Below are 20,812 nucleotides of genomic sequence, written 5' to 3'. Positions count from 1 at the left end.
GCTCGTAAACGCTTACGCGCCTTGTGCAAAAGCACGAGCCAAAGCGGCTTAAGCCGAAAGCGCCTCAAGCGACAGATAGCGCCCGAGCGGCTGCTGCCCGGCACTTTCGCCAAGCCACGGGATCTCTCCCAGCAGCGGCACGGGCAACAAGCGTTTCAGCGTGGCCATGTATTCCTGATGGCGCTTGCCTGGGGGCTGGACATCGTTAGCTATCCAGCCTGCGAACGGCAGCCCGGCCGCCTGTATCGCCTGGGCGGTAAGCAGCGCATGGTTGATGCAGCCAAGCTTCACGCCCACCACCAGAATCACCGGCAGCTGCGTTTCTCTGACCCAGTCTGCAAACGTGGCGGTCTCAGACAGAGGCGTAAACCAGCCGCCCGCGCCTTCCACCTGAACCCAGTCGGCAAGCGGCTCCAGCGCGGCGAGCCCGGCGCTGAGCGTGGCGAAATCGACAGGCCTGCCCTCCTCTGCGCTGACGATATGCGGCGAAGTAGGCTCCATAAAAGCCAGCGGATTAACCTGCTCATAGCTAAGCGGCACGCTGCTGTTGCGCTGCAACGCCAGCGCATCGCTGTTGCGAATGCCCTCTTCGGTCATCTCGCTGCCGGACGCCACCGGCTTGTAACCTGCGGTGCGGTAGCCTGCAAGCGCGGCCGCCTGCAACAGCGCGCAGCTCGCCACGGTTTTCCCTACTTCGGTATCCGTTCCGGTAATAAACCAGCGTTTAGTCACGTTCAATCACTCCAAAAATCAGATGGTATGAGAGCGGGAAGCTGTCCGCCCGCTGCGGCCAGGCCAGGGTCAGTTGCTGCAACTCGCGACGCGTGAGCGTGCGGTTTTGCCGCCCGTCATGCAGATGCGTCGCCCCAATGCCTTTGAGCGAGCGCATGGCGCTCATGGCGTCGTCAAAGTTCAGGGTAATGCTCTCGTGATACAGCGACACGCGCGCAGGCGGACACGCATGGGCGACCGCCTCGGCGGACAGAAACCGGTTGGCGTGCGGGTTGTCATCCACTGCCCGCCAGGCCTGGCGCAGCTCCGGCAGCGACCCTTCCGCCAGCGTGCTGAAGGCAACGCGCCCGCCGGGACGGATGACGCGAAGAAGCTCGCCGAGGCCCTGCGAAAGATCGTCGCACCACTGCACCGCCAGATTGCTCCAGACCAGGTCAAAACTGCGGCTTGCAAAGGGCAGCGCCTCGATATCGCCCTGCGTATAGTGGTGAGCGGTCTGTTGGCTGCGCGCCTGCGCCAGCATCTGCGCGCTGAGATCCAGCGCCGTCACCTCGCTTCCCCGCTCGCGCCAGCGGCGGCTGAAAGCGCCGGTTCCGCAGCCTGCGTCGAGCACCTGCGCAAACTTTTCATTCGGCAGGCAGGCCATCAGCCGCTCGCCGCTGATGCGCTGAAGCTCGGCGAAACGATCATAGTTCTGCGCCGCGCGGCCAAAGGCGTTCGCTACGGCGCGTTTATTCACGGCAAGCGTCATAAAGCGCCTCCAGCAACGCGTCGATGTCTTCATTTTCATGGGCGGCAGTTAACGTAATGCGAAGCCTGGCGGTGCCCGCTGGCACCGTTGGCGGGCGAATAGCCGTGACCCAGCAGCCGCGCTCGCGCAACCGCTGCGCCAGCGCCTGGGTGCGCAGGTTATCGCCCACAATCAGCGGCTGGATAGCGGTGGCGGAGTCGACAAGCGCGAGCGGAAGCCCGGCGGCCCCGGCGCGAAAGCGCGCGATGTTTTGCGCAAGCCGCTTACGTAACCCATCGCCCTGCTGAATAACGTTCAGCGAGGCGCGCAACGCCGCCGCCTGGGCGGGAGGCATACTCGTGCTGTAAATAAGATGGCGGGCAAACTGCGTCAGATAATCCGCCACGTCGCCGTCGCACAACACCGCTGCGCCGCTCACGCCGAAGGCTTTGCCGAATGTCACGACCAGAATGTCCGGTTTGATGCCGCTGGCGAAACAGCTGCCGCGGCCCTCTTCGCCCACCACGCCGATGCCGTGCGCGTCATCCACCATCAGCCAGGCGTTCGCTGCGCGCGACGCCCGGGCGATTTGCGCCAGCGGCGCGCTGTCGCCATCCATGCTGAACACGCCCTCCGTCACCACCAGCGTCTCTCCGGCGCAGGGTTTCGCCAGCAGGGTTTGCAGCGCCGCCGTATCGTTGTGCGCAAAGCGTCGCAGCCGCGCCGGGCTGAGGCTTGCCGCCTCAAGCAGCGAGGCGTGGCTCAGGCGGTCCGCCAGCAGGCAGTCCTCTTTTTGCATCAGCGCGCTAATCACCGCCTGGTTGGCGGCGAACCCGGAGATAAACAGCAGCGCTCTGTCGAAGCCGAGCCACTGCGCAAGCGCCGTTTCAAGCGCCGCGTGTTCGTGATGATACCCCGTCACATGACCGGAGCCGCCGCTGCCCACGCCGTAACGCTCCGCCCCCTGCCGCCAGGCGCCCACGACATCCGGATGCTGGCTCAGGCCGAGGTAATCGTTGCTGGAGAAATTGCGCCAGCGCTGCTCCCCGCGCACCAGCCAGCGGCCGCTGCCCTGTTCATTCGGCTCCCGGCTGCGAAAGGCGTGGTTTTCACGCCGCTCGCTCAGGGCGGCGTCGATGCGCGCCTGCCAGCTCATACCGCGGCCGCGTTGTAATAGTGCTGGTTATCGGCGTCGCGAAGCGCATGTTCAAGGCGCTCCTGCTGCTCGTTATCGCCTGCCAGCACGGCCGTTTGCTGCAGATTGAGGCCCAGCTTGCGAAAGAGCTGGAGATCTTTGTCTTCTTCCGGGTTCGGCGTAGTCAGCAGCTTGCAGCCGTAAAAAATTGAGTTGGCGCCCGCCATAAAGCACATCGCCTGAGTCTGCTCGCTCATCTGCTCGCGGCCTGCCGAAAGGCGCACGTAAGAGGTCGGCATCATAATGCGCGCCACGGCGATAGTGCGGATGAAGTCAAACGCGTCAACGTCTTCGTTATCTGCAAGCGGCGTGCCTTTCACTTTTACCAGCATGTTGATCGGCACGCTTTCCGGCGGCGTTGGCAGATTAGCGAGCTGCATCAGCAGGCCAGCGCGATCGGTCACCGTTTCGCCAAGGCCGACAATGCCGCCGGAGCAGACCTTGATGCCCGCGTCGCGGACTTTTTCAATGGTGTCGAGGCGCTCCTGGTAGGTACGCGTGGTGATGATGTTGCCGTAAAACTCCGGCGAGGTGTCGAGGTTGTGGTTGTAGTAATCGAGGCCCGCCTGCCCCAGACGCTGCGCCTGGGCATCGCTCAGCGTGCCGAGCGTCATGCAGGTTTCAAGCCCCATCGCTTTAACGCCCTGCACCATTTGCTCAAGGTAGGGCATATCGCGATCGTTGGGGTTTTTCCATGCTGCGCCCATGCAGAAGCGGGTGGAGCCGGCCGCTTTCGCTTTGCGGGCGGAGTCCAGCACCTGCTCCACTTCCATCAGCCGCTCCGCCTCCAGGCCCGTTTTATAGCGGGCGCTCTGCGGACAATATTTGCAGTCTTCCGGGCAGGCGCCGGTTTTGATAGAGAGCAGCGTGCTGACCTGCACCTGCTGCGGGTCAAAGTGCTGGCGATGCACCTGCTGCGCTTCAAAGAGCAGATCGAGCAGCGGTTTTTCAAACAGGGCGTTAACTTGCGACAAAGTCCAGCGTGCGTGGTGAGCCATAAGGGCGTCTCCAAAGTTTTTTTTCGTTGGGGTTATAGATATACTTGTAAACCTAATTCTTTTTAATTTGGTTTACAATAGCCCTTATGACCCCCGATGACATCGCCTTCGATCAGCGCCACATCTGGCACCCCTACACCTCCATGAGCGCGCCGCTGCCGGTTTACCCGGTTAACGGCGCGCTGGGCTGCGAACTGCATCTTGCGAGCGGAGAACGCCTGGTGGACGGCATGTCCTCCTGGTGGGCCGCCATTCACGGGTATAACCATCCGCGCCTGAACGCCGCGCTGAAAAACCAGATTGATGCGGTTTCGCACGTGATGTTTGGCGGCATTACCCATCCGGCGGCGGTGGCGCTGTGCCGTAAACTGGTGGCGATGACGCCGCAGGCGCTGGAGTGCGTCTTTCTGGCCGACTCCGGCTCGGTGGCGGTGGAAGTGGCGATGAAAATGGCGTTGCAGTACTGGCAGGCGAAGGGCGAACCGCGCCAGCGTTTTCTCACTTTCCGCAACGGCTACCATGGCGACACCTTCGGCGCGATGTCGGTCTGCGACCCGGATAACTCCATGCACAGCCTCTGGAAGGGATATCTGCCGGAAAACCTCTTCGCGCCCGCGCCGCAAAGCCGCTTCGACGGCGAATGGGACGAGCGCGACCTTGCGCCTTTTGCCCGCCTGCTGGCGGCGCATCGCCATGAAATCGCGGCGGTGATCCTTGAGCCTGTCGTGCAGGGCGCAGGCGGGATGCGCATCTATCACCCGACCTGGCTTAAGCGCATCCGTAAAATGTGCGACCGCGAGGGGATCCTGCTGATTGCCGATGAGATCGCCACCGGCTTTGGCCGCACCGGCAAGCTCTTCGCCTGCGAACATGCGGAGATCGCCCCGGATATTTTGTGTCTGGGCAAAGCGCTGACCGGCGGCGCCATGACCCTTTCAGCCACCCTCACCACCCGTGACATCGCTGAAACCATCAGCAACGGCGAGGCGGGCTGTTTTATGCACGGCCCGACGTTTATGGGCAACCCGCTCGCCTGCGCCGTAGCCGCTGAGAGCCTGGCGCTGCTGGAAGAAGGCGAATGGCAAACGCAGGTAGCGGCCATTGAGCAGCAGTTGCGTGACCAACTTGCCCCCTGTCGCGAAGCACCGCTGGTGGCTGACGTGCGCGTGTTAGGCGCAATCGGCGTGGTGGAAACGCGCCATCCTGTGGATATGGCGGCGCTGCAACGCTTTTTTGTCGGCAAGGGCGTCTGGATACGTCCGTTCGGCAAGCTTATTTATCTGATGCCGCCTTACATCATCACGCCGGAACAGCTCGCGAAGCTTACGCAGGCGGTACGTGAAGCCGTTAAAAACCCGCTCTTTTTCAGAATGTAATTCAGCTTCTGCGCCCGGCGTCGGCAAGCGCGATGCACTACACTTCAGGGATTTGAAGCAAAAAATCAGGAGGAAACGATGAAGATTCTGATGGTGCTGACCTCTCACGACCAGCTTGGCGATACCGGTAAAAAAACGGGCTTCTGGCTCGAGGAGTTCGCCGCGCCCTGGTACGTTTTTCGCGATGCGGGCGTCGAGGTGACCGTTGCCTCGCCGAAAGGCGGCCAGCCGCCGCTGGACCCGAAAAGCGACGAGCCGGACGCGCAGACCGAAGCCACCGAACGGTTTCGTGACGACAAAACCGCACAGGATGCCCTGGCTAACACGCTGAAACTTGACGATATTAACGCCGATGCTTACGACGCGATTTTCTTCCCGGGCGGCCACGGCCCGCTCTGGGATCTGGCAAACCACCCGGTCTCTATCGCGCTGATTGAAAATTACTGGTCCGGCGGCAAGCCGGTAGCGGCAGTGTGCCACGCCCCAGGCGTGCTGCGTTATGCGAAAAAACCGGACGGCTCGCCGCTGGTGGAAGGCAAGCGCGTGACCGGCTTTACCAACAGCGAAGAAGAGGCGGTAGGCTTAACGCAGGTGGTGCCGTTCCTGGTGGAGGAAGCGTTGAAAGAAAAAGGCGGGCAGTTCGAGCGCACCGAAGACTGGGGCGAGTATGCGGTCACCGATGGTCATCTCGTGACCGGCCAGAACCCGGCTTCGTCCGCCGCGACCGCTCAGGAGTTACTCAAGCTTTTGGATCTCTGAACAGGAGCAACGCAACAATGAAGTTAATCAGCCACGATATTAAAGAGGGCGAAAAGCTGCCGCTGCGCCATGTCTTTAACGGCATGGGTTATGAGGGCGACAACATCTCCCCGCACCTGGCGTGGGACGAAGTGCCGCCTGGCACAAAAAGTTTCGTCGTGACCTGCTACGACCCGGACGCCCCAACCGGCTCCGGCTGGTGGCATTGGGTGGTGGCGAATCTGCCTGCGGATACCCGCGTGCTGCCGCAGGGCTCCGGCTCCGGCCAGGCGGAGTTGCCGGACGGCGCTATTCAGACCCTGACCGATTTCGGCAAAACGGGTTATGGCGGCGCGGCGCCGCCGAAAGGCGAATCGCACCGTTATATCTTCACCGTTCATGCGCTGGATATTGAGCGTCTTGAGGTGGATGAAACCGCCAGCGGCGCGATGGTCGGTTTTAACGTGCATTTCCATCGGCTTGCCAGCGCTTCCCTCACCGCCCTCTATATCTGATCCGATTTAAAGCCGATTGTCACAATCGGCTTTTCGTTTCGCTCAACTTAGTATAAAAATGCAGGCTTTCGTGGATAACCTCTTTTTAACTTGCTAAGCAAGGAGCAACCCTTGAACACATTTTCGGTCTCCCGTCTGGCGCTGGCTTTCGCCTTTGGCGTGACACTGACTGCATGCAGCTCAACTCCGCCGGACCAACGCCCCTCAGAGCAAACCGCGCCGGGCACCGCGTCGCGTCCCGTGCTTTCCGCTGATGAAGCGAAAAACTTTACCCCGGCGCGCTATTTCGCCGCGCTGGACCCCAACGCCGCCGCCTGGTCCCCTTCCGCTATTCGCCTGCCGCAGCAGCCTGACTTCGTGGTCGGCCCGGCGGGCACCCAGGGCGTGACCCATACCACCATTCAGGCGGCGGTTGATGCGGCGATTATTCGCCACTCCACCAGCCGTCAGTACATCGCCGTGATGCCAGGCACCTATGAAGGCACCGTTTATATTCCGGCCGCTTCCGGCAGCGTGACCCTGTACGGCACCGGTGAAAAACCGGCAGATGTGAAGATTGGCCTGGCGCTGGACTCCGAAATGGACGCCAACACCTGGCGCCATACCGTGAATCCGGGCGGCAAATATATGCCGGGCAAACCGTCATGGTATATGTTCGACAACTGCCAGAACCGCCGCTCCGCCACCGTGGGCGTGATGTGCTCCGCCGTGGTCTGGTCACAAAACAACGGCCTGCAACTGCAAAACCTGACCATCGAAAATAACCTCGGCGACAGCGTGGACGCAGGCAATCATCAGGCCGTGGCGCTGCGCAGCGATGGCGATCGCGTGCAGATTGATAAAGTGAATATTCTGGGCCGCCAGAACACGTTCCTTGTCACCAACAGCGACGTGCAGAACCGTTTTCTGACCAACCGCCTGACCCGCACGCAGGTAACGAATAGCTATATTGAAGGCGATGTAGACGTGGTTGCCGGTCGCGGCGCGGTGGTGTTCGACAACACCGAATTCCGCCTGGTTAACTCCCGCACCCAGCAGGAAGGGTATGTCTTCGCGCCAGCAACGCAGCCGAACCTCTTCTACGGCTTCCTCGCCGTTAACAGCCGCTTCACCGCTTCCGGCAACAGCGTGGCGCAGCTGGGCCGCGCGTGGGACGTTGAAGCAAGCGAAGGCGGCTATACGCCAGGCCAGACCGCTAACGGCCAGGTGGTTATCCGCGACAGCGTAATCAACGAAGGTTTCAACGTGGCGAAGCCGTGGGGCGACGCGCTCGGCTCTAAGCGTCCGTTCACCGGCAACACCGGCGCAGCGGATGACAAAGGCAACGTACAGCGCGACCTTAACGACGCGAACTTCAACCGTATGTGGGAGTTCAACAACCGCGGCGCAGGCAGCCAGGTTGTGGCGGAGCCTAAGAAATAAGCTAAAGAAAAAGGGGGAAATATCCCCCTTTTTTATTGCTTTTTTATTGCTTTTTTATTGCCTTTTTAAAGCGGCATTACCCGGCGTTAATGGTGACCCACATCGGCCCCTGGCCTACGGCGTAACGCGCTTTTTCCTGCAACAGCCCCTGCGCGCCTTCAATCGCATACAGCGCGATATGGTGCGATTTCTGACCGGCGGCAATCAGGTACTTCCCGCTGTGATCGATATTAAAGCCGCGCGGCTGGGTTTCGGTCGGCTGGTGCCCTTCCACCGCCAGCACGCTGCCATCTTCCGACACGCTGAAAATGGTCAGTACGCTCGCGGTGCGATCGCAGGCATACAGATGGCGGCCATCCGGCGTGATGTGAATATCTGCCGCCCAGCGCGTATCGGCAAAACCGGCAGGCATCATATCCAGCGTCTGCACGCACTCGATATTGCCGTGCGGATCGCTCAGCGCCCAGACATCTACCGAGCTGTTGAGTTCGTTAACGCAATAGGCGAATTTGCGGTTCGGGTGGAAGACCATATGGCGCGGGCCTGCTCCCTCAACGGTTTTTACTTCCGCTGGCGTTTGCGCCACCAGCGTACCGTCTTCGCTCAGGGTAAACAGGCAGATACGATCCTGCTTGAGCGCCGGCACCCACAGCGTGCGGTTATCCGGCGAAATATTGGCGGAGTGGCAGCCTTCCAGCCCTTCGGCCACATCGGCAGCCTCGCCCGGCAGGCCGTCTGTTAAGCGGATAACCGCCACGCTGCCGGCGTTATAGGAGGCGCTGAACAGAAAGCGCCCGCTGTGATCGGTGGAGATATGGGTTGGGCTACCCGGCAGCGGCGCTTCGCCCGCCTCGCTCAGCGTGCCGTCGTCCGGCGCGATGCGGTAAGCGATAACGCGAAACTCAGGGCGCACGCCGACATACAGAAAACGCTTGTCCGGGCTGACGACCATCGGCTGCACCTGGCCTGGCGCGTCCACTACCTGCAATAATGTCAGATCCCCTTCGGGGTTAAGCCGCCAGACGTGGATCTGCTGGCTTTCCGGGCTGGCGGTATAAACGGTCTGTTTCATGAATACTCCTTTCCTCACTGCAACTTGAAGGTCTGCCACAAAGGGTAGCGTGTTTTAGCAAGCGATGCCGAAACGCGCCGCGGGGTTTCGCCCGCTGCGGCTTGCGGTGTACCATCAGGGCAACCTGTATGATTCGACAACTTCTGGAAACGTAAATGACGTACCGTGTAATTGCCCTGGATCTGGACGGCACCCTGCTGACCGCGCAAAAAACGCTGCTGCCGCAGTCGCTTGAGGCGCTTAAGCGCGCACAGGAAGCGGGTTATCAACTGCTTATCGTCACTGGCCGCCATCACATCGCCATTCATCCTTTTTATCAGGCACTGGCGCTGGATACACCTGCAATTTGTTGTAATGGCGCCTATTTGTATGATTATCCAGCGAAAAAGGTCATTTCCGCTAATCCGCTCGCGCCGGAGAAAGCGCTGCGGCTGATTGATTTGCTGGATGAACATCACATTAACGGGCTGATGTATGTGGACGACGCGATGCTGTATGAGAACCCGATGGGCCACGTGATGCGTACTGAAAACTGGGCGAAAAGCCTGCCGGAGCATCAGCGTCCTGTCTTTCGCCAGGTGCCTTCGCTGCGTGAGGCAGCGAGGGAAGTGGAATCTATCTGGAAATTCGCCCTCACGGACGGCGATATTCCGCGCCTGCAAACCTTCGCCCTCACGGTGGAAAAAGAGCTGGGCGTAGAGTGTGAATGGTCCTGGCACGATCAGGTGGACGTGGCGGCCCGCGGCAACAGCAAAGGCGCGCGTCTTGCTGAATGGGTCGCCTCGCAGGGGTTGCAGATGGAGCAGGTTGTGGCCTTCGGCGACAACCACAACGACATCAGCATGCTCAAAGCGGTGGGGCTAAGCTTCGCCATGGGCAACGCCGACGAGGTGGTTAAAGCGAGCGCGACCCACGTTATCGGCCCGAATACCGAGCCGGGCATCGCCCAGGCGATTTATCAGTACCTGCTTTGATCAGGTGGTAATCGACACGCTCTTAATCTGCGCGTACAGCCACAGGCCCGGTTTGATGGCCAGTTCATCCCGCGCCCACGGGCTGATGCGCGCCCACAGCGTGCGTGCGCCGACCTCAAGCTGCACTTCCACCTGGCCTTCATCGTCATAGCACTGCACGACTTTCGCCCGCAGCACGTTGCGAATGCTGCTGTGCGGCGAAGGTTGCAGCACCAGCGAAACGTCAGAAGCCTGAATGCGGATGCGCAGCGCCGTCTGCGAGGGCCTGTCGATGCGGTTGACCCACAGGTGCTGGTCGCCCAACGCCAGCGCCGTCATGGCGTAATGCGGGTGCTGCTCCAGCACCGTCACGCGCAACACGCTGCTTTGCTGCTCTTTCGGCAGCCACGGATTCATGACCCGGCTGCCCCATACCTGCTCCAGGCTGCCGAAGGCTTTCACTTCGCCGTTATCCAGCACCAGTACTTTGTCCGCCAGATGCAGAATCTCCTCCAGCGAATGGCTGACGTAAAGCATTGGCGTGTTGACCTCGCGGGCGAGGCGTTGCAGGTAGGGCAGTAACTCGCGTTTACGGGGAAGATCGAGCGAGGCGAGCGGTTCGTCCAGCAGCAGCAGTTCCGGTGCGGTAAGCAGCGCGCGGCCAATCGCTACCCGCTGCTTTTCGCCCCCCGACAGGCTGCCTGGAAAGCGTTCCAGCAGCGGCTCAATGCCAAGCAGCGCCACCAGCTTATCAAACTGCCCGGCCATGCTTTTCGCCATGCCGTACTTCAGGTTGCCGCGCACCCGGTAGTGCGGAAAAAGCCGCGCGTCCTGGAAAACGTAGCCGATGCGCCGCTTTTCCGGCGGCAGAAAAATATTCTGCGCCGTGTCGCTCAGTACGCGCTTGTTAAGCGCGATCCGGCCCTGCTCCGGGCGCGTGAGGCCGCTGATGGCGTTGATTAATGACGTTTTGCCTGCGCCGGAAACGCCAAACACCGCCGTGATGCCGCTGCCTGGCAACGTTTCATTAAGCGTTAACCTGTGCGCGCCCAGCGTCTGGGTGAAGTTAAGCTCCAGCATCTTATCCCCCAATCCGTTGACGGCTGCGGCGCGCCAGCCACTCGGAAACGAGCAGCGAACAGAGCGCCAGCACAATCGAAATCACGCACAGGCGGGCCGCCGCCCCTTCCCCGCCGGGCGTCTGGATAAGCGTGTACATGGCTGATGGCAGCGTGCGGGTTTCGCCAGGAATATTGGAAACAAACGTAATGGTGGCGCCAAACTCACCGAGCGAGCGGGCAAACGCCAGCACCGTGCCGACGATGATCCCCGGCAGCGTCAGCGGCAGCGTGATGGTGAAGAAAACCCGCCAGCGCCCCGCGCCCAGCGTGCGCGCCGCCTGTTCAAGCTTCAGGTCCACCCCTTCGAGCGCAAGGCGAATAGCGCGCACCATCAGCGGAAAAGACATCACCGCCGCCGCCAGCACCGCCCCGTGCCAGCTAAACGCAAAGGTGAAGCCGAACCAGTCGTAGATTCGCTCGCCGAGAAAACCACGGCGGCCAAACGCTATCAGCAATAAATAGCCGACAACCACTGGCGGCAGCACCAGCGGCAGATGAATAAGGCTGTCGACCAGCGCCTTGCCGGGAAACGTGCAGCGCACCAGCAGCCAGGCGAAAAGCACCCCAAAGGGCAAACTAAAAAGTACCGCAAGGGAAGAGACTTTCAGGCTCAGCAGCACCGCCTGCCATTCGGGGTCCGTCAACATCATTGGCTGGTTGTGAATCCGTAACGTTTAAAGATGGCAGCGGCCTGCGGCCCCTGCAAATAATTGTAAAAGGCGCTCACCGTGGGGTTGTTGTGCCCTTTGACTATCGCCAGCGGGTATTCCACTTTCTGGTGCGAGCTCTCCGGGAAGGTGCCAACCACTTTCACCCCTTTGCTGGCAACGGCGTCGGAGCCGTAAACGATGCCGAGCGGCGCCTCATTGCGCTCTACCAGCGCCAGCGCGTTACGCACATCTTCCGCGGGAGCGAGTTTCGGCGAGAGCGTTTCCCAGGCGCCGAGTTTCTGCAACGCCTCTTTCGCGTAAATGCCGGCGGGCACGTGCGCCGGGTCGCCTGTTGCCAGACGCCCGCCCTTGAGAAGGCTTAGCCAGTCGGTTTTATCGTTAATCGCGATCTCGCCTTGCGGGCTGGCTTTCGGCGCCACCACTACCAGGCTGTTGCCAAGCAGCGTTTTACGGCTGGGCGTGTCGATCGCTTTTTTATCTACCGCGTAGTCCATCCACTTCTGGTCGGCGGAGATAAAAATATCCGCTGGCGCGCCCGCTTCTATCTGGCGGGCAAGCGTTGAAGAAGAGGCGAAAGAAGAGACCACATCCACCTTCTGCTCTTTATTGTATTGCGCGGCGATATCCTGCATCGCGTTGGTGAGCGAGGCGGCGGCGAATACCGTTACCTTGCCATTCTCAGCCAGCGCGTGCCCGGTAAACGTAGCGGCCAGCGCAACGCCAAGCGTGAGTTTTGCCCAAAACTGTGCCATATGCTTCTCCTGTGAGTGTCGTTATATACGCAATAATATAACGGTCATCCACGGTTTTTCATAGTGATTATCGGCGAAGCGGGAGGGAGCTTTAGAGTAAAACGCCCGGCTTAACCGGGCGTTTCGAAATCAGCGATGCTGTTTTGAGCGGTCTTTATGACCCACAGAAGAGAAGACGTTGAACACTTCACCCAGTGCGTAAATCGCGCCCAGGATTATCGCCATCACGACGGGAACCATGATGACGGCGAAAACCAGACTTTTCAACAACTCGAGCATGGTTGTCTCCTGAAAATGAACAAAGGGTTATTCTAGCGGCATTCATGCAAAACGCACTGCTCTTTTGTGCCATTTGCGCCCGCTCACCGCTTTCCGCCACAATAGCCTTTTTGCTTGCGCAGGATGACCTTATGCACGCCGACATTCTTCTTACGCTGAAACTTCAGGACCGCCTGTTTGCCGATCCGCGCCGTATCGCCCTTCTTAAACAGATAGAACAGACCGGCTCGATTAGCCAGGGGGCGAAGCTCGCGGGCATTAGTTATAAAAGCGCCTGGGATGCCATTAGCGAGATGAACCAGCTTAGCGATCAGCTGCTGGTGGAGCGCGCGACCGGCGGCAAAGGAGGCGGCGGCGCAGAAGTGACGCGCTACGGCCAGCGCCTTATTCAGCTTTACGATCTGCTCGGGCAGATCCAGCAAAAAGCCTTCGATGTGCTGAGCGACGACCGCTTGCCGCTCGACAGCCTGCTTGCGGCTATTTCCCGCTTTTCCCTGCAAACCAGCGCCCGCAACCAGTGGTTTGGCACCGTGGTGAAGCGCGAACGCGAAGCGGTGCAGGAACAGGTGGAAATTTTGCTGGCGGACGGCGTAACGCGCGTTAAAGCGGCCGTTACCGCGCAAAGCGCCGCCCGGCTGGCGCTGGATGAAGGCCGCGAAGTGCTGATACTGCTCAAGGCGCCCTGGGTGCAGCTTACCCGCAATGATGACGAGGCGCGACAGGCCGATAACCAGCTTCGCGGCGTCATTGCCACCGTTTTCCACGACGGCGCCCACAGCGAAGTGTTGCTGCATTTGCCGGACGGGCAAACGTTATGCGCTACCCTGCCCGCTGCGCAGGCGCAGGCGCTGGCATTACAGGAAGGCGAAACAGTTACCGCCTGTTTCAATGCCGATAAAGTTATCGTTGCCACGCTCTGCTAAAACGCCGCCAGCGATTGACAACAAGGCCGACAGAACGTATCCCTGTAGTTTTCCGCTGCAATAAATGGGATAACAGATGTCATCATTGCAAATTTTGCAAGGCACGTTTCGCCTGAGCGATACGCGCGTCCTCGAACTTTCCGACCTGACCCTGCGCGCCGGCGAAAGCTGGGCGTTCGTCGGCGCCAACGGCAGCGGCAAGTCGTCGCTGGCCCGGGCGCTGGCGGGCGATCTTCAGCTTCTTAAAGGCGAGCGCCGCTGTGATTTCTCACGCATCGCCCTGCTCTCCTTCGAGCGGCTGCAAAAACTGGTGAGCGACGAATGGCAGCGCAACAATACCGACCTGCTTAGCCCGGGCGAAGAGGATACCGGGCGCACCACCGCGCAAATCATTCAGGATGAGGTAAAAGACGACGCCCGTTGCCGCGAACTGGCTGCGCTGTTCGGCATCGAGCCGCTGCTGGCGCGCCGTTTTAAATACCTTTCGACCGGCGAAACGCGCAAAACGCTGCTCTGCCAGGCGCTGATGTCGCAACCTGACCTGCTGATTTTCGACGAGCCTTTCGACGGTCTGGATGTCGCCTCGCGCGAACAGCTGGCTCATCTGCTCGGCACGCTTAACGAGCAAGGCTACACGATCGTCTTGATCTTAAACCGCTTTGATGAGATCCCCGATTTTGTGCAAAACGCGGGCGTGCTGGCCGATTGCGCGCTCATCGACACCGGCCCCAGGGCGAAGCTGCTGGAGCAGGCTTTAATCGCCCAACTGGCGCACAGCGAAACGCTGGCGGGAGTCAGCCTGCCGCAAGCGGACGATCCGGCGGCGCGCCATACTTTGCCTGAAGGCGAACCGCGCATCGTGCTGCGTAACGGCATCGTTTCTTATGACGACAAGCCTATCCTCAATAATCTGAGCTGGACGGTGAACCCCGGCGAACACTGGCAGATTGTCGGCCCTAACGGCGCGGGAAAATCAACGCTGCTGAGTCTGATTACCGGCGATCACCCCCAGGGCTACAGCAACGATTTAACGCTGTTTGGCAGACGGCGCGGCAGCGGCGAAACCATCTGGGATATTAAAAAACATATTGGCTACGTCAGCAGCAGCCTGCATCTGGATTACCGCGTCAGCACCAGCGTGCGCAACGTTATTCTTTCCGGCTATTTTGACTCCATCGGCATTTATCAGGCGGTTTCCGATCGCCAGCAGAAGCTGACCCGCCAGTGGCTCGATATACTCGGCATGAGCAACGCCGCCGCCGACGCGCCTTTCCACAGCCTGTCCTGGGGACAACAGCGCCTTGCGCTTATCGCCCGCGCGCTGGTGAAACACCCGACGCTGCTGATTCTGGATGAGCCGCTACAGGGTCTTGACCCGCTGAACCGCCAGCTGGTGCGCCGCTTTGTCGATATTCTGATTGGCGAGGGCGAAACGCAGCTGTTATTTGTCTCTCACCACGCAGAAGATGCGCCGCAATGTATTACCCACCGGCTGACGTTTGTGCCGGACGGCAAGGGTTATCGCTATGAGCTGGGCCCCAAATAATGGCAGGCCCGGGCGCTAACCGTTTATGTTTTAATTACCCGCCAGGACGCTGAAAAGCGTGAATCACAGGCCGTCACTTTTTAATCGGGTGCGGCCAAACCTCATTTATGGCAAGCAAAACCTCTGTCGCCAGGCGCGCTGACTCATTTTTGTATTTTGGTCTGATTGTCTGGCTGTCATTAATGGCCTTTAATCTGCATCAACAACGGACCGCATTTCGTTAACCCGTCGGGCGGCGGTTCGCTTTTAAGATTTTTCACAACGGGGTCAGAATGCCGCGTCGGACGGGGCTTTCACGGGAGAATAAAACCGCCGGGAATCCAGTGTAAACGATTTCACTAATTTATCGCATATCACACTTTTTGCCTCTCTGTTATGCTAAGGTTAATAGATACCATAAGCCTAATGGAGCGAAAAATGCGAGTTCTGGTAACAGGTGGTAGCGGTTACATTGGCAGCCATACGTGCGTGCAATTACTGCAAAGCGGTCACGACGTCATCATTCTTGATAACCTGTGCAACAGTAAGCGCAGCGTACTGCCGGTGATTGAACGTCTTGGCGGCAAACATCCGCTGTTTATCGACGGCGATATTCGCAACGAAGCGCTGCTTTCTGAAATTTTTCACGATCACCAAATCGACGCGGTGATCCATTTCGCCGGTCTGAAGGCCGTTGGCGAATCGGTCAGCAAGCCGCTTGAATATTACGATAATAATGTTAACGGCACCCTGCGTCTGGTCTCCGCCATGCGCGCGGCTAACGTCACCAATTTTATATTTAGCTCTTCCGCCACCGTTTATGGCGATCAGCCGCAAATTCCTTATGTGGAAAGCTTCCCGACCGGCACGCCGCAAAGCCCATACGGCAAAAGCAAGCTCATGGTCGAGCAGATCCTGGCGGACATTCAGAAAGCGAACCCGGACTGGAGCGTGGCGCTGCTGCGTTATTTCAACCCGGTTGGCGCCCATCCGTCAGGCGATATGGGCGAAGATCCGCAGGGCATTCCAAACAACCTGATGCCGTACATTGCGCAGGTCGCCGTAGGCCGCCGCGAGTCGCTCGCTATTTTCGGCAATGACTATCCAACGAAAGATGGCACTGGCGTGCGCGATTATATCCACGTCATGGATCTTGCGGATGGCCACGTCGCCGCCATGCAGAAGCTGGCAGGCAAAGCCGGCGTGCATATTTACAACCTCGGCGCAGGCGTTGGTCACAGCGTGCTGGATGTCGTGAACGCCTTTAGCCAGGCGTGCGGGAAGCCTGTCGCTTACCACTTTGCGCCGCGTCGCGACGGCGATCTTCCCGCCTACTGGGCAGACGCCAGCAAAGCCGATACCGAACTGGACTGGCGCGTAACCCGCTCGCTTCAGGAGATGGCCGATGACACCTGGCGCTGGCAGTCGCGCCACCCGCAGGGATATGAGGAGTAAGCCGCAGAGATGGAAACGTTCAACCCTGTCGATCACCCGCATCGTCGTTATAACCCGCTGACCGGGCAATGGATCCTGGTTTCTCCTCACCGCGCCAAACGCCCCTGGCAGGGCGCGCAGGAAACGCCGGCTAAACAGACGCTGCCAACCCATGACCCGGATTGCTTTTTGTGCCCGGGCAATACCCGCGTGACCGGCGATAAAAACCCGGATTACACCAGCACCTATGTTTTTACCAATGACTTCGCCGCGCTGATGACCGACACGCCGCAAGCGCCGCAGAGCACCGACCCTCTGCTGCGTCTTGAAAGCGCACGGGGCACCAGCCGCGTGATTTGCTTCTCGCCCGATCACAGCAAAACGCTGCCTGAACTCTCGCTTTCTGCGCTGGAAGAGGTAGTGAAAACCTGGCAGCAGCAAACCGCAGAGCTTGGCGAAAGCTACCCCTGGGTACAGGTTTTCGAAAATAAAGGCGCGGCGATGGGCTGTTCCAACCCGCATCCTCACGGCCAGGTATGGGCGAACAGCTTCCTGCCTAACGAAGTGGCGAAAGAAGATGCGCTGCAACGCGACTACTTCGCGCAGCAAGGTTCGCCAATGCTGGTGGATTATGTGCAGCGCGAGCTTGCCGACGGCAGCCGTACCGTAGTGGAAACCGAACACTGGATCGCCGTTGTGCCTTACTGGGCGGCCTGGCCGTTTGAAACGCTGCTGCTGCCGAAAACGCACGTGCTGCGCATTACCGATCTCAGCGAGGCCCAGCGCAGCGATTTGGCGCTGGCGCTGAAGAAACTGACCAGCCGCTATGACAACCTGTTCCAGACCTCTTTCCCCTACTCTATGGGCTGGCACGGCGCGCCGTTTAACGGCGAAGAGAATCCGCACTGGCAACTGCACGCCCATTTTTATCCGCCGCTGCTGCGTTCTGCTACGGTGCGTAAATTTATGGTGGGTTATGAGATGTTAGCGGAAACCCAGCGTGACCTGACGGCGGAACAAGCCGCCGAGCGCCTGCGTGCGGTCAGTGACATTCATTTTCGCGAATCAGGAGAATAATAATGAGTCTGAAAGAGAACACCGAAACGCTGTTTGCTGAAAAATTTGGCTACCCCGCCACCCATTTTGTACAGGCGCCGGGACGCGTTAACCTGATTGGCGAACACACCGACTATAACGATGGCTTCGTGCTGCCCTGCGCAATTGATTATCAGACGGTAATCAGCTGCGCCAAACGCGACGATCGCCGCGTGCGGGTTATCGCTGCGGATTATGAAAATCAAAGCGATGAATTTTCACTTGATGAAGCCATTCTGAGCCATGAAAGCCAGCAGTGGTCTAACTACGTTCGCGGCGTGGTTAAACATCTGCAACAGCGCGACGGCAGCTTTGGCGGCGTGGATATGGTTATCAGCGGCAACGTGCCGCAGGGCGCGGGCTTAAGCTCTTCCGCCTCCCTGGAAGTGGCGGTCGGCACGGTATTCCAGCAGCTTTATCACCTGAACCTTGACGGCGCGCAAATTGCCCTTAACGGACAGGAAGCGGAAAACCAGTTTGTTGGCTGCAACTGCGGCATTATGGATCAGCTTATTTCCGCCCTCGGTAAAAAAGATCACGCGCTGCTTATCGACTGCCGCTCGCTTGGCACTAAAGCGGTGCCGATGCCAAAAGGCGTCGCTGTGGTTATTATTAACAGTAACTTTAAGCGCACGCTGGTGGGCAGCGAGTACAACACCCGCCGCGAGCAGTGCGAAACCGGCGCTCGCTTCTTTACGCAGAAAGCGCTGCGCGATGTGAGCCTCGATCAGTTCAACGCCGTAGCGAATGAGCTGGACCCGGTGGTGGCCAAACGCGTTCGCCATGTGCTGACAGAAAACGCCCGTACCCAGGAAGCGGCGCAGGCGCTGGAAAAAGGCGACCTTAAGCGGATGGGCGAACTGATGGCGGACTCCCACGCCTCTATGCGCGACGATTTTGAAATCACCGTGCCGCAAATCGACACGCTGGTCGATATTGTGAAAGCCGCGATTGGCGACGAAGGCGGGGTGCGCATGACGGGCGGCGGCTTCGGCGGCTGCGTCGTCGCGCTGGTGCCTGAAAACCTGGTGCCTGCGGTGAAAGAGGCCGTAGCGAGCCAGTATGAAGCGAAAACCGGGATTAAAGAGACCTTTTATGTGTGCAAACCTTCAGAAGGAGCAGGTCTGTGCTAAAAGAGACACCGCAACTCGCCCCTGACGGGCAGCCTTACCGCCTTTCCACCCTGCGCAACAGCGCGGGGATGGTAGTGACGCTGATGGACTGGGGCGCCACCCTGCTTTCCGCTCGCGTGCCGATGAACGACGGCACCGTGCGTGAAACGCTGCTGGGCTGCGCCAGCCCGGAAATTTATCCGCAACAGGATGCTTTCCTTGGCGCCTCGATAGGCCGTTACGCTAACCGCATTGCCAACGCGACCTTTCAGCTGGATGGTCAAAGCGTCTCTTTGCTGCCATCCCAGGGAGAAAACCAGCTGCACGGCGGGCCGGAAGGCTTCGACAAACGCCGCTGGCGCATTGTGCGCCAGAACGAGCATGAGGTGCTTTACAGCCTCGACTCGGCGGACGGCGACCAGGGTTTCCCGGGCGAATTGCGCGCGACCGCGCATTTCCGGCTAACGGATGAAAACGCGCTGTGCATTGAGTACCGCGCCAGAGTGAATAAACCTTGCCCGGTAAACCTCACTAATCATGCCTACTTCAACCTGGATGGCGCGCAGGACGATGTGCGCGAACACCGCTTGCAGCTTTTCGCTGACCACTATCTGCCCGTAGATGCTCAGGGCATCCCGCGCAGTGGGCTAAAAGCGGTGGACGGCACCAGTTTCGATTTCCGCCAGCCGAAGAAAATCGCTGCCGATTTTCTGGCCGATGAAGATCAGCAGTTGGTTAAAGGTTATGACCACGCCTTTTTGCTCCAGGCGCAGGGCGACGCCAGCCAGCCTGCGGCGCAGGTCTGGTCGAGCGATGACAAGCTGCAAATGAGTGTCTATACCACCGCCCCCGCCCTCCAGGTCTATACGGGGAATTTCCTTACTGGCGTACCCGCTCGCGAGCAGGGTAATTATCAGCCTTACCAGGGGCTGGCGCTGGAGAGCGAATTTTTACCTGACAGCCCGAACCATCCGGAATGGCCGCAGCCGAGCTGCATTCTGCAACCGGGCGAAGACTACCTTAGCGTCACGGAATACCATTTCCTGCCGCTATAACAGCAAGGCCCTCTGCGGAGGGCTTTTTTTCGCCACATTGCTGATAAACCCGCCATCTCGCCCTAAAAAACTAACCCCTGCTTCACAACCGCCTTACACTACGCCGCTATTTTCGCTATGTTAAAGGTTTAGCGTTGCCGCTGGCTTCAACACGGCAATATAATGATAACTGTTATCATTCAATCAGGCTTATGAAGGAGTAATACTATGGCTGTTACTAAGCTGGTTCTGGTTCGTCACGGTGAAAGCCAGTGGAACAACGAAAACCGCTTTACCGGTTGGTACGATGTTGACCTGTCTGAGAAGGGCGTGAGCGAAGCCAAAGCGGCGGGCAAACTGCTGAAAGATGAAGGCTACAGCTTTGATTTTGCTTATACCTCCGTGCTGAAACGTGCCATCCACACGCTGTGGAACATCCTGGACGGGCTGGATCAGGCCTGGCTGCCGGTTGAAAAATCCTGGAAACTGAACGAACGCCATTACGGCGCGTTGCAGGGCCTGAACAAAGCGGAAACCGCTGAGAAATACGGCGACGAGCAGGTTAAACAGTGGCGTCGCGGCTTTGCGGTAACCCCGCCGGCCCTGACGAAAGATGACGAGCGCTTCCCGGGCCATGACCCGCGTTACGCGAAGCTGACCGAGCAGGAGCTGCCGCTGACTGAAAGCCTGGCGCTGACCATCGATCGTGTTATTCCTTACTGGAACGAAACTATCCTGCCGCGCCTGAAAAGCGGCGAGCGCGTTATTATCGCAGCCCATGGCAACTCCCTGCGCGCGCTGGTGAAATACCTGGACAACATGAGCGAAGAAGAGATCCTCGAGCTGAACATCCCGACCGGCGTGCCGCTGGTATATGAGTTCGACGAAAACTTTAAGCCGATTAAACACTACTATCTGGGCAACGCAGAGGAAATCGCAGCGAAAGCCGCAGCCGTAGCGAACCAGGGTAAAGCGAAGTAATTCGCGAGATAAGATGGACAAAAGGCGCGGTGAAAACCGCGCCTTTTTATCAGGGTGAGAGCATGACCAGTAACGTTGCGCTTACCGGCCCGGTGATGATGGCCTGAGACCATGTTCAGAGCTTTAGCGCCACTCGCCTTTTCTCTTCATCGTT

At 59.3% G+C, this 20,812-nt stretch carries 21 protein-coding genes; 12 read left to right on the top strand and 9 right to left on the bottom strand.

The window, feature by feature from the left end; translation table 11 throughout:
• Window positions 1-48: 48 nt before the first annotated feature.
• The 4 genes from bioD to bioB are packed head-to-tail and all read right to left on the bottom strand — an operon-like array spanning window position 49 to window position 3,655.
• Window positions 49-732: a dethiobiotin synthase gene (gene bioD / locus DW56_RS16865; protein WP_024552785.1), complete on the bottom strand. Its 684-nt coding sequence runs from the start codon at window positions 730-732 to the stop codon at window positions 49-51.
• Entirely contained in the window at window positions 725-1,483 is a 759-nt protein-coding gene (bioC, locus tag DW56_RS16860) for a malonyl-ACP O-methyltransferase BioC (RefSeq protein ID WP_024552784.1), read from the bottom strand. The genes bioD and bioC overlap by 8 nt, the downstream gene beginning before the upstream one ends.
• Complete coding sequence (bioF, locus tag DW56_RS16855; protein ID WP_024552783.1) at window positions 1,464-2,618, bottom strand: 8-amino-7-oxononanoate synthase; 1,155 nt, start codon at window positions 2,616-2,618, stop codon at window positions 1,464-1,466. The genes bioC and bioF overlap by 20 nt, the downstream gene beginning before the upstream one ends.
• Window positions 2,615-3,655 (bottom strand): biotin synthase BioB, encoded by a 1,041-nt coding sequence (gene bioB, locus DW56_RS16850; RefSeq protein WP_024552782.1) that lies wholly within the window; start codon window positions 3,653-3,655, stop codon window positions 2,615-2,617. The genes bioF and bioB overlap by 4 nt, the downstream gene beginning before the upstream one ends.
• A gap of 86 nt (window positions 3,656-3,741) precedes the next feature.
• Here bioB and bioA point away from each other — a divergent pair, with 86 nt between their 5' ends.
• From bioA to DW56_RS16830, 4 genes are all read left to right on the top strand, one after another.
• The gene (gene bioA / locus DW56_RS16845) at window positions 3,742-5,031 is read left to right on the top strand and encodes an adenosylmethionine--8-amino-7-oxononanoate transaminase (RefSeq protein WP_024562005.1); all 1,290 of its coding nucleotides are present in this window, start codon (window positions 3,742-3,744) and stop codon (window positions 5,029-5,031) included.
• Window positions 5,032-5,109: 78 nt separating this feature from the next.
• A complete protein-coding gene (locus DW56_RS16840) occupies window positions 5,110-5,790 on the top strand; it encodes a type 1 glutamine amidotransferase domain-containing protein (RefSeq protein ID WP_024554372.1) in 681 nt (226 codons plus the stop codon).
• Window positions 5,791-5,807: 17 nt separating this feature from the next.
• Window positions 5,808-6,284: a kinase inhibitor gene (locus DW56_RS16835; protein ID WP_024554373.1), complete on the top strand. Its 477-nt coding sequence runs from the start codon at window positions 5,808-5,810 to the stop codon at window positions 6,282-6,284.
• A 111-nt stretch (window positions 6,285-6,395) separates the two neighbouring features.
• Complete coding sequence (locus DW56_RS16830; protein ID WP_024562006.1) at window positions 6,396-7,706, top strand: putative acyl-CoA thioester hydrolase; 1,311 nt, start codon at window positions 6,396-6,398, stop codon at window positions 7,704-7,706.
• Between the two features lie 76 nt (window positions 7,707-7,782).
• On the opposite strand, the gene pgl is transcribed toward DW56_RS16830, so the two are convergent.
• Window positions 7,783-8,778 (bottom strand): 6-phosphogluconolactonase, encoded by a 996-nt coding sequence (pgl, locus tag DW56_RS16825; protein WP_024552458.1) that lies wholly within the window; start codon window positions 8,776-8,778, stop codon window positions 7,783-7,785.
• A 155-nt stretch (window positions 8,779-8,933) separates the two neighbouring features.
• On the opposite strand from pgl, the gene DW56_RS16820 reads away from it, so the two are divergent.
• Complete coding sequence (locus DW56_RS16820) at window positions 8,934-9,752, top strand: pyridoxal phosphatase (protein WP_024552457.1); 819 nt, start codon at window positions 8,934-8,936, stop codon at window positions 9,750-9,752.
• Here DW56_RS16820 and modC read toward each other — a convergent pair whose 3' ends face one another.
• The 4 genes from modC to DW56_RS21855 form a co-directional block, all read right to left on the bottom strand.
• Complete coding sequence (modC, locus tag DW56_RS16815; RefSeq protein WP_024552456.1) at window positions 9,753-10,811, bottom strand: molybdenum ABC transporter ATP-binding protein ModC; 1,059 nt, start codon at window positions 10,809-10,811, stop codon at window positions 9,753-9,755.
• A gap of 1 nt (window position 10,812) precedes the next feature.
• The gene (gene modB / locus DW56_RS16810) at window positions 10,813-11,502 is read right to left on the bottom strand and encodes a molybdate ABC transporter permease subunit (RefSeq protein WP_024552455.1); all 690 of its coding nucleotides are present in this window, start codon (window positions 11,500-11,502) and stop codon (window positions 10,813-10,815) included.
• Window positions 11,499-12,275 carry a molybdate ABC transporter substrate-binding protein gene (modA, locus tag DW56_RS16805; RefSeq protein ID WP_024552454.1) on the bottom strand — a complete coding sequence of 259 codons (777 nt, stop codon included), beginning with the start codon at window positions 12,273-12,275 and terminating at the stop codon, window positions 11,499-11,501. The genes modB and modA overlap by 4 nt, the downstream gene beginning before the upstream one ends.
• 129 nt (window positions 12,276-12,404) lie before the next feature.
• Entirely contained in the window at window positions 12,405-12,554 is a 150-nt protein-coding gene (locus DW56_RS21855; protein WP_024552453.1) for an AcrZ family multidrug efflux pump-associated protein, read from the bottom strand.
• A gap of 131 nt (window positions 12,555-12,685) precedes the next feature.
• Here DW56_RS21855 and modE point away from each other — a divergent pair, with 131 nt between their 5' ends.
• The 7 genes from modE (at window position 12,686) to gpmA (ending at window position 20,658) form a co-directional block, all read left to right on the top strand.
• On the top strand, window positions 12,686-13,477 hold the full coding sequence (gene modE / locus DW56_RS16800) for a molybdenum-dependent transcriptional regulator (protein WP_029590039.1): 792 nt from the start codon (window positions 12,686-12,688) through the stop codon (window positions 13,475-13,477).
• Between the two features lie 76 nt (window positions 13,478-13,553).
• Entirely contained in the window at window positions 13,554-15,023 is a 1,470-nt protein-coding gene (modF, locus tag DW56_RS16795) for a molybdate ABC transporter ATP-binding protein ModF (protein WP_024552451.1), read from the top strand.
• Between the two features lie 417 nt (window positions 15,024-15,440).
• Window positions 15,441-16,457 carry a UDP-glucose 4-epimerase GalE gene (gene galE, locus DW56_RS16790; RefSeq protein ID WP_024552450.1) on the top strand — a complete coding sequence of 339 codons (1,017 nt, stop codon included), beginning with the start codon at window positions 15,441-15,443 and terminating at the stop codon, window positions 16,455-16,457.
• A 9-nt stretch (window positions 16,458-16,466) separates the two neighbouring features.
• Entirely contained in the window at window positions 16,467-17,513 is a 1,047-nt protein-coding gene (gene galT, locus DW56_RS16785; RefSeq protein WP_024552449.1) for a galactose-1-phosphate uridylyltransferase, read from the top strand.
• A gap of 2 nt (window positions 17,514-17,515) precedes the next feature.
• On the top strand, window positions 17,516-18,664 hold the full coding sequence (gene galK, locus DW56_RS16780; protein ID WP_024552448.1) for a galactokinase: 1,149 nt from the start codon (window positions 17,516-17,518) through the stop codon (window positions 18,662-18,664).
• Complete coding sequence (galM, locus tag DW56_RS16775; RefSeq protein WP_024552447.1) at window positions 18,658-19,698, top strand: galactose-1-epimerase; 1,041 nt, start codon at window positions 18,658-18,660, stop codon at window positions 19,696-19,698. Before galK ends, galM begins: the two co-directional genes overlap by 7 nt.
• Window positions 19,699-19,905: 207 nt before the next feature.
• A complete protein-coding gene (gene gpmA / locus DW56_RS16770; RefSeq protein WP_024552446.1) occupies window positions 19,906-20,658 on the top strand; it encodes a 2,3-diphosphoglycerate-dependent phosphoglycerate mutase in 753 nt (250 codons plus the stop codon).
• Window positions 20,659-20,812: the final 154 nt, after the last annotated feature.

Source organism: Franconibacter helveticus LMG 23732, assembly GCF_000463115.2.
Taxonomy (GTDB): domain Bacteria; phylum Pseudomonadota; class Gammaproteobacteria; order Enterobacterales; family Enterobacteriaceae; genus Franconibacter; species Franconibacter helveticus.
Note: the sequence above shows the minus strand (reverse complement) of the source record. Positions and strands in the feature narration are given on the sequence as shown.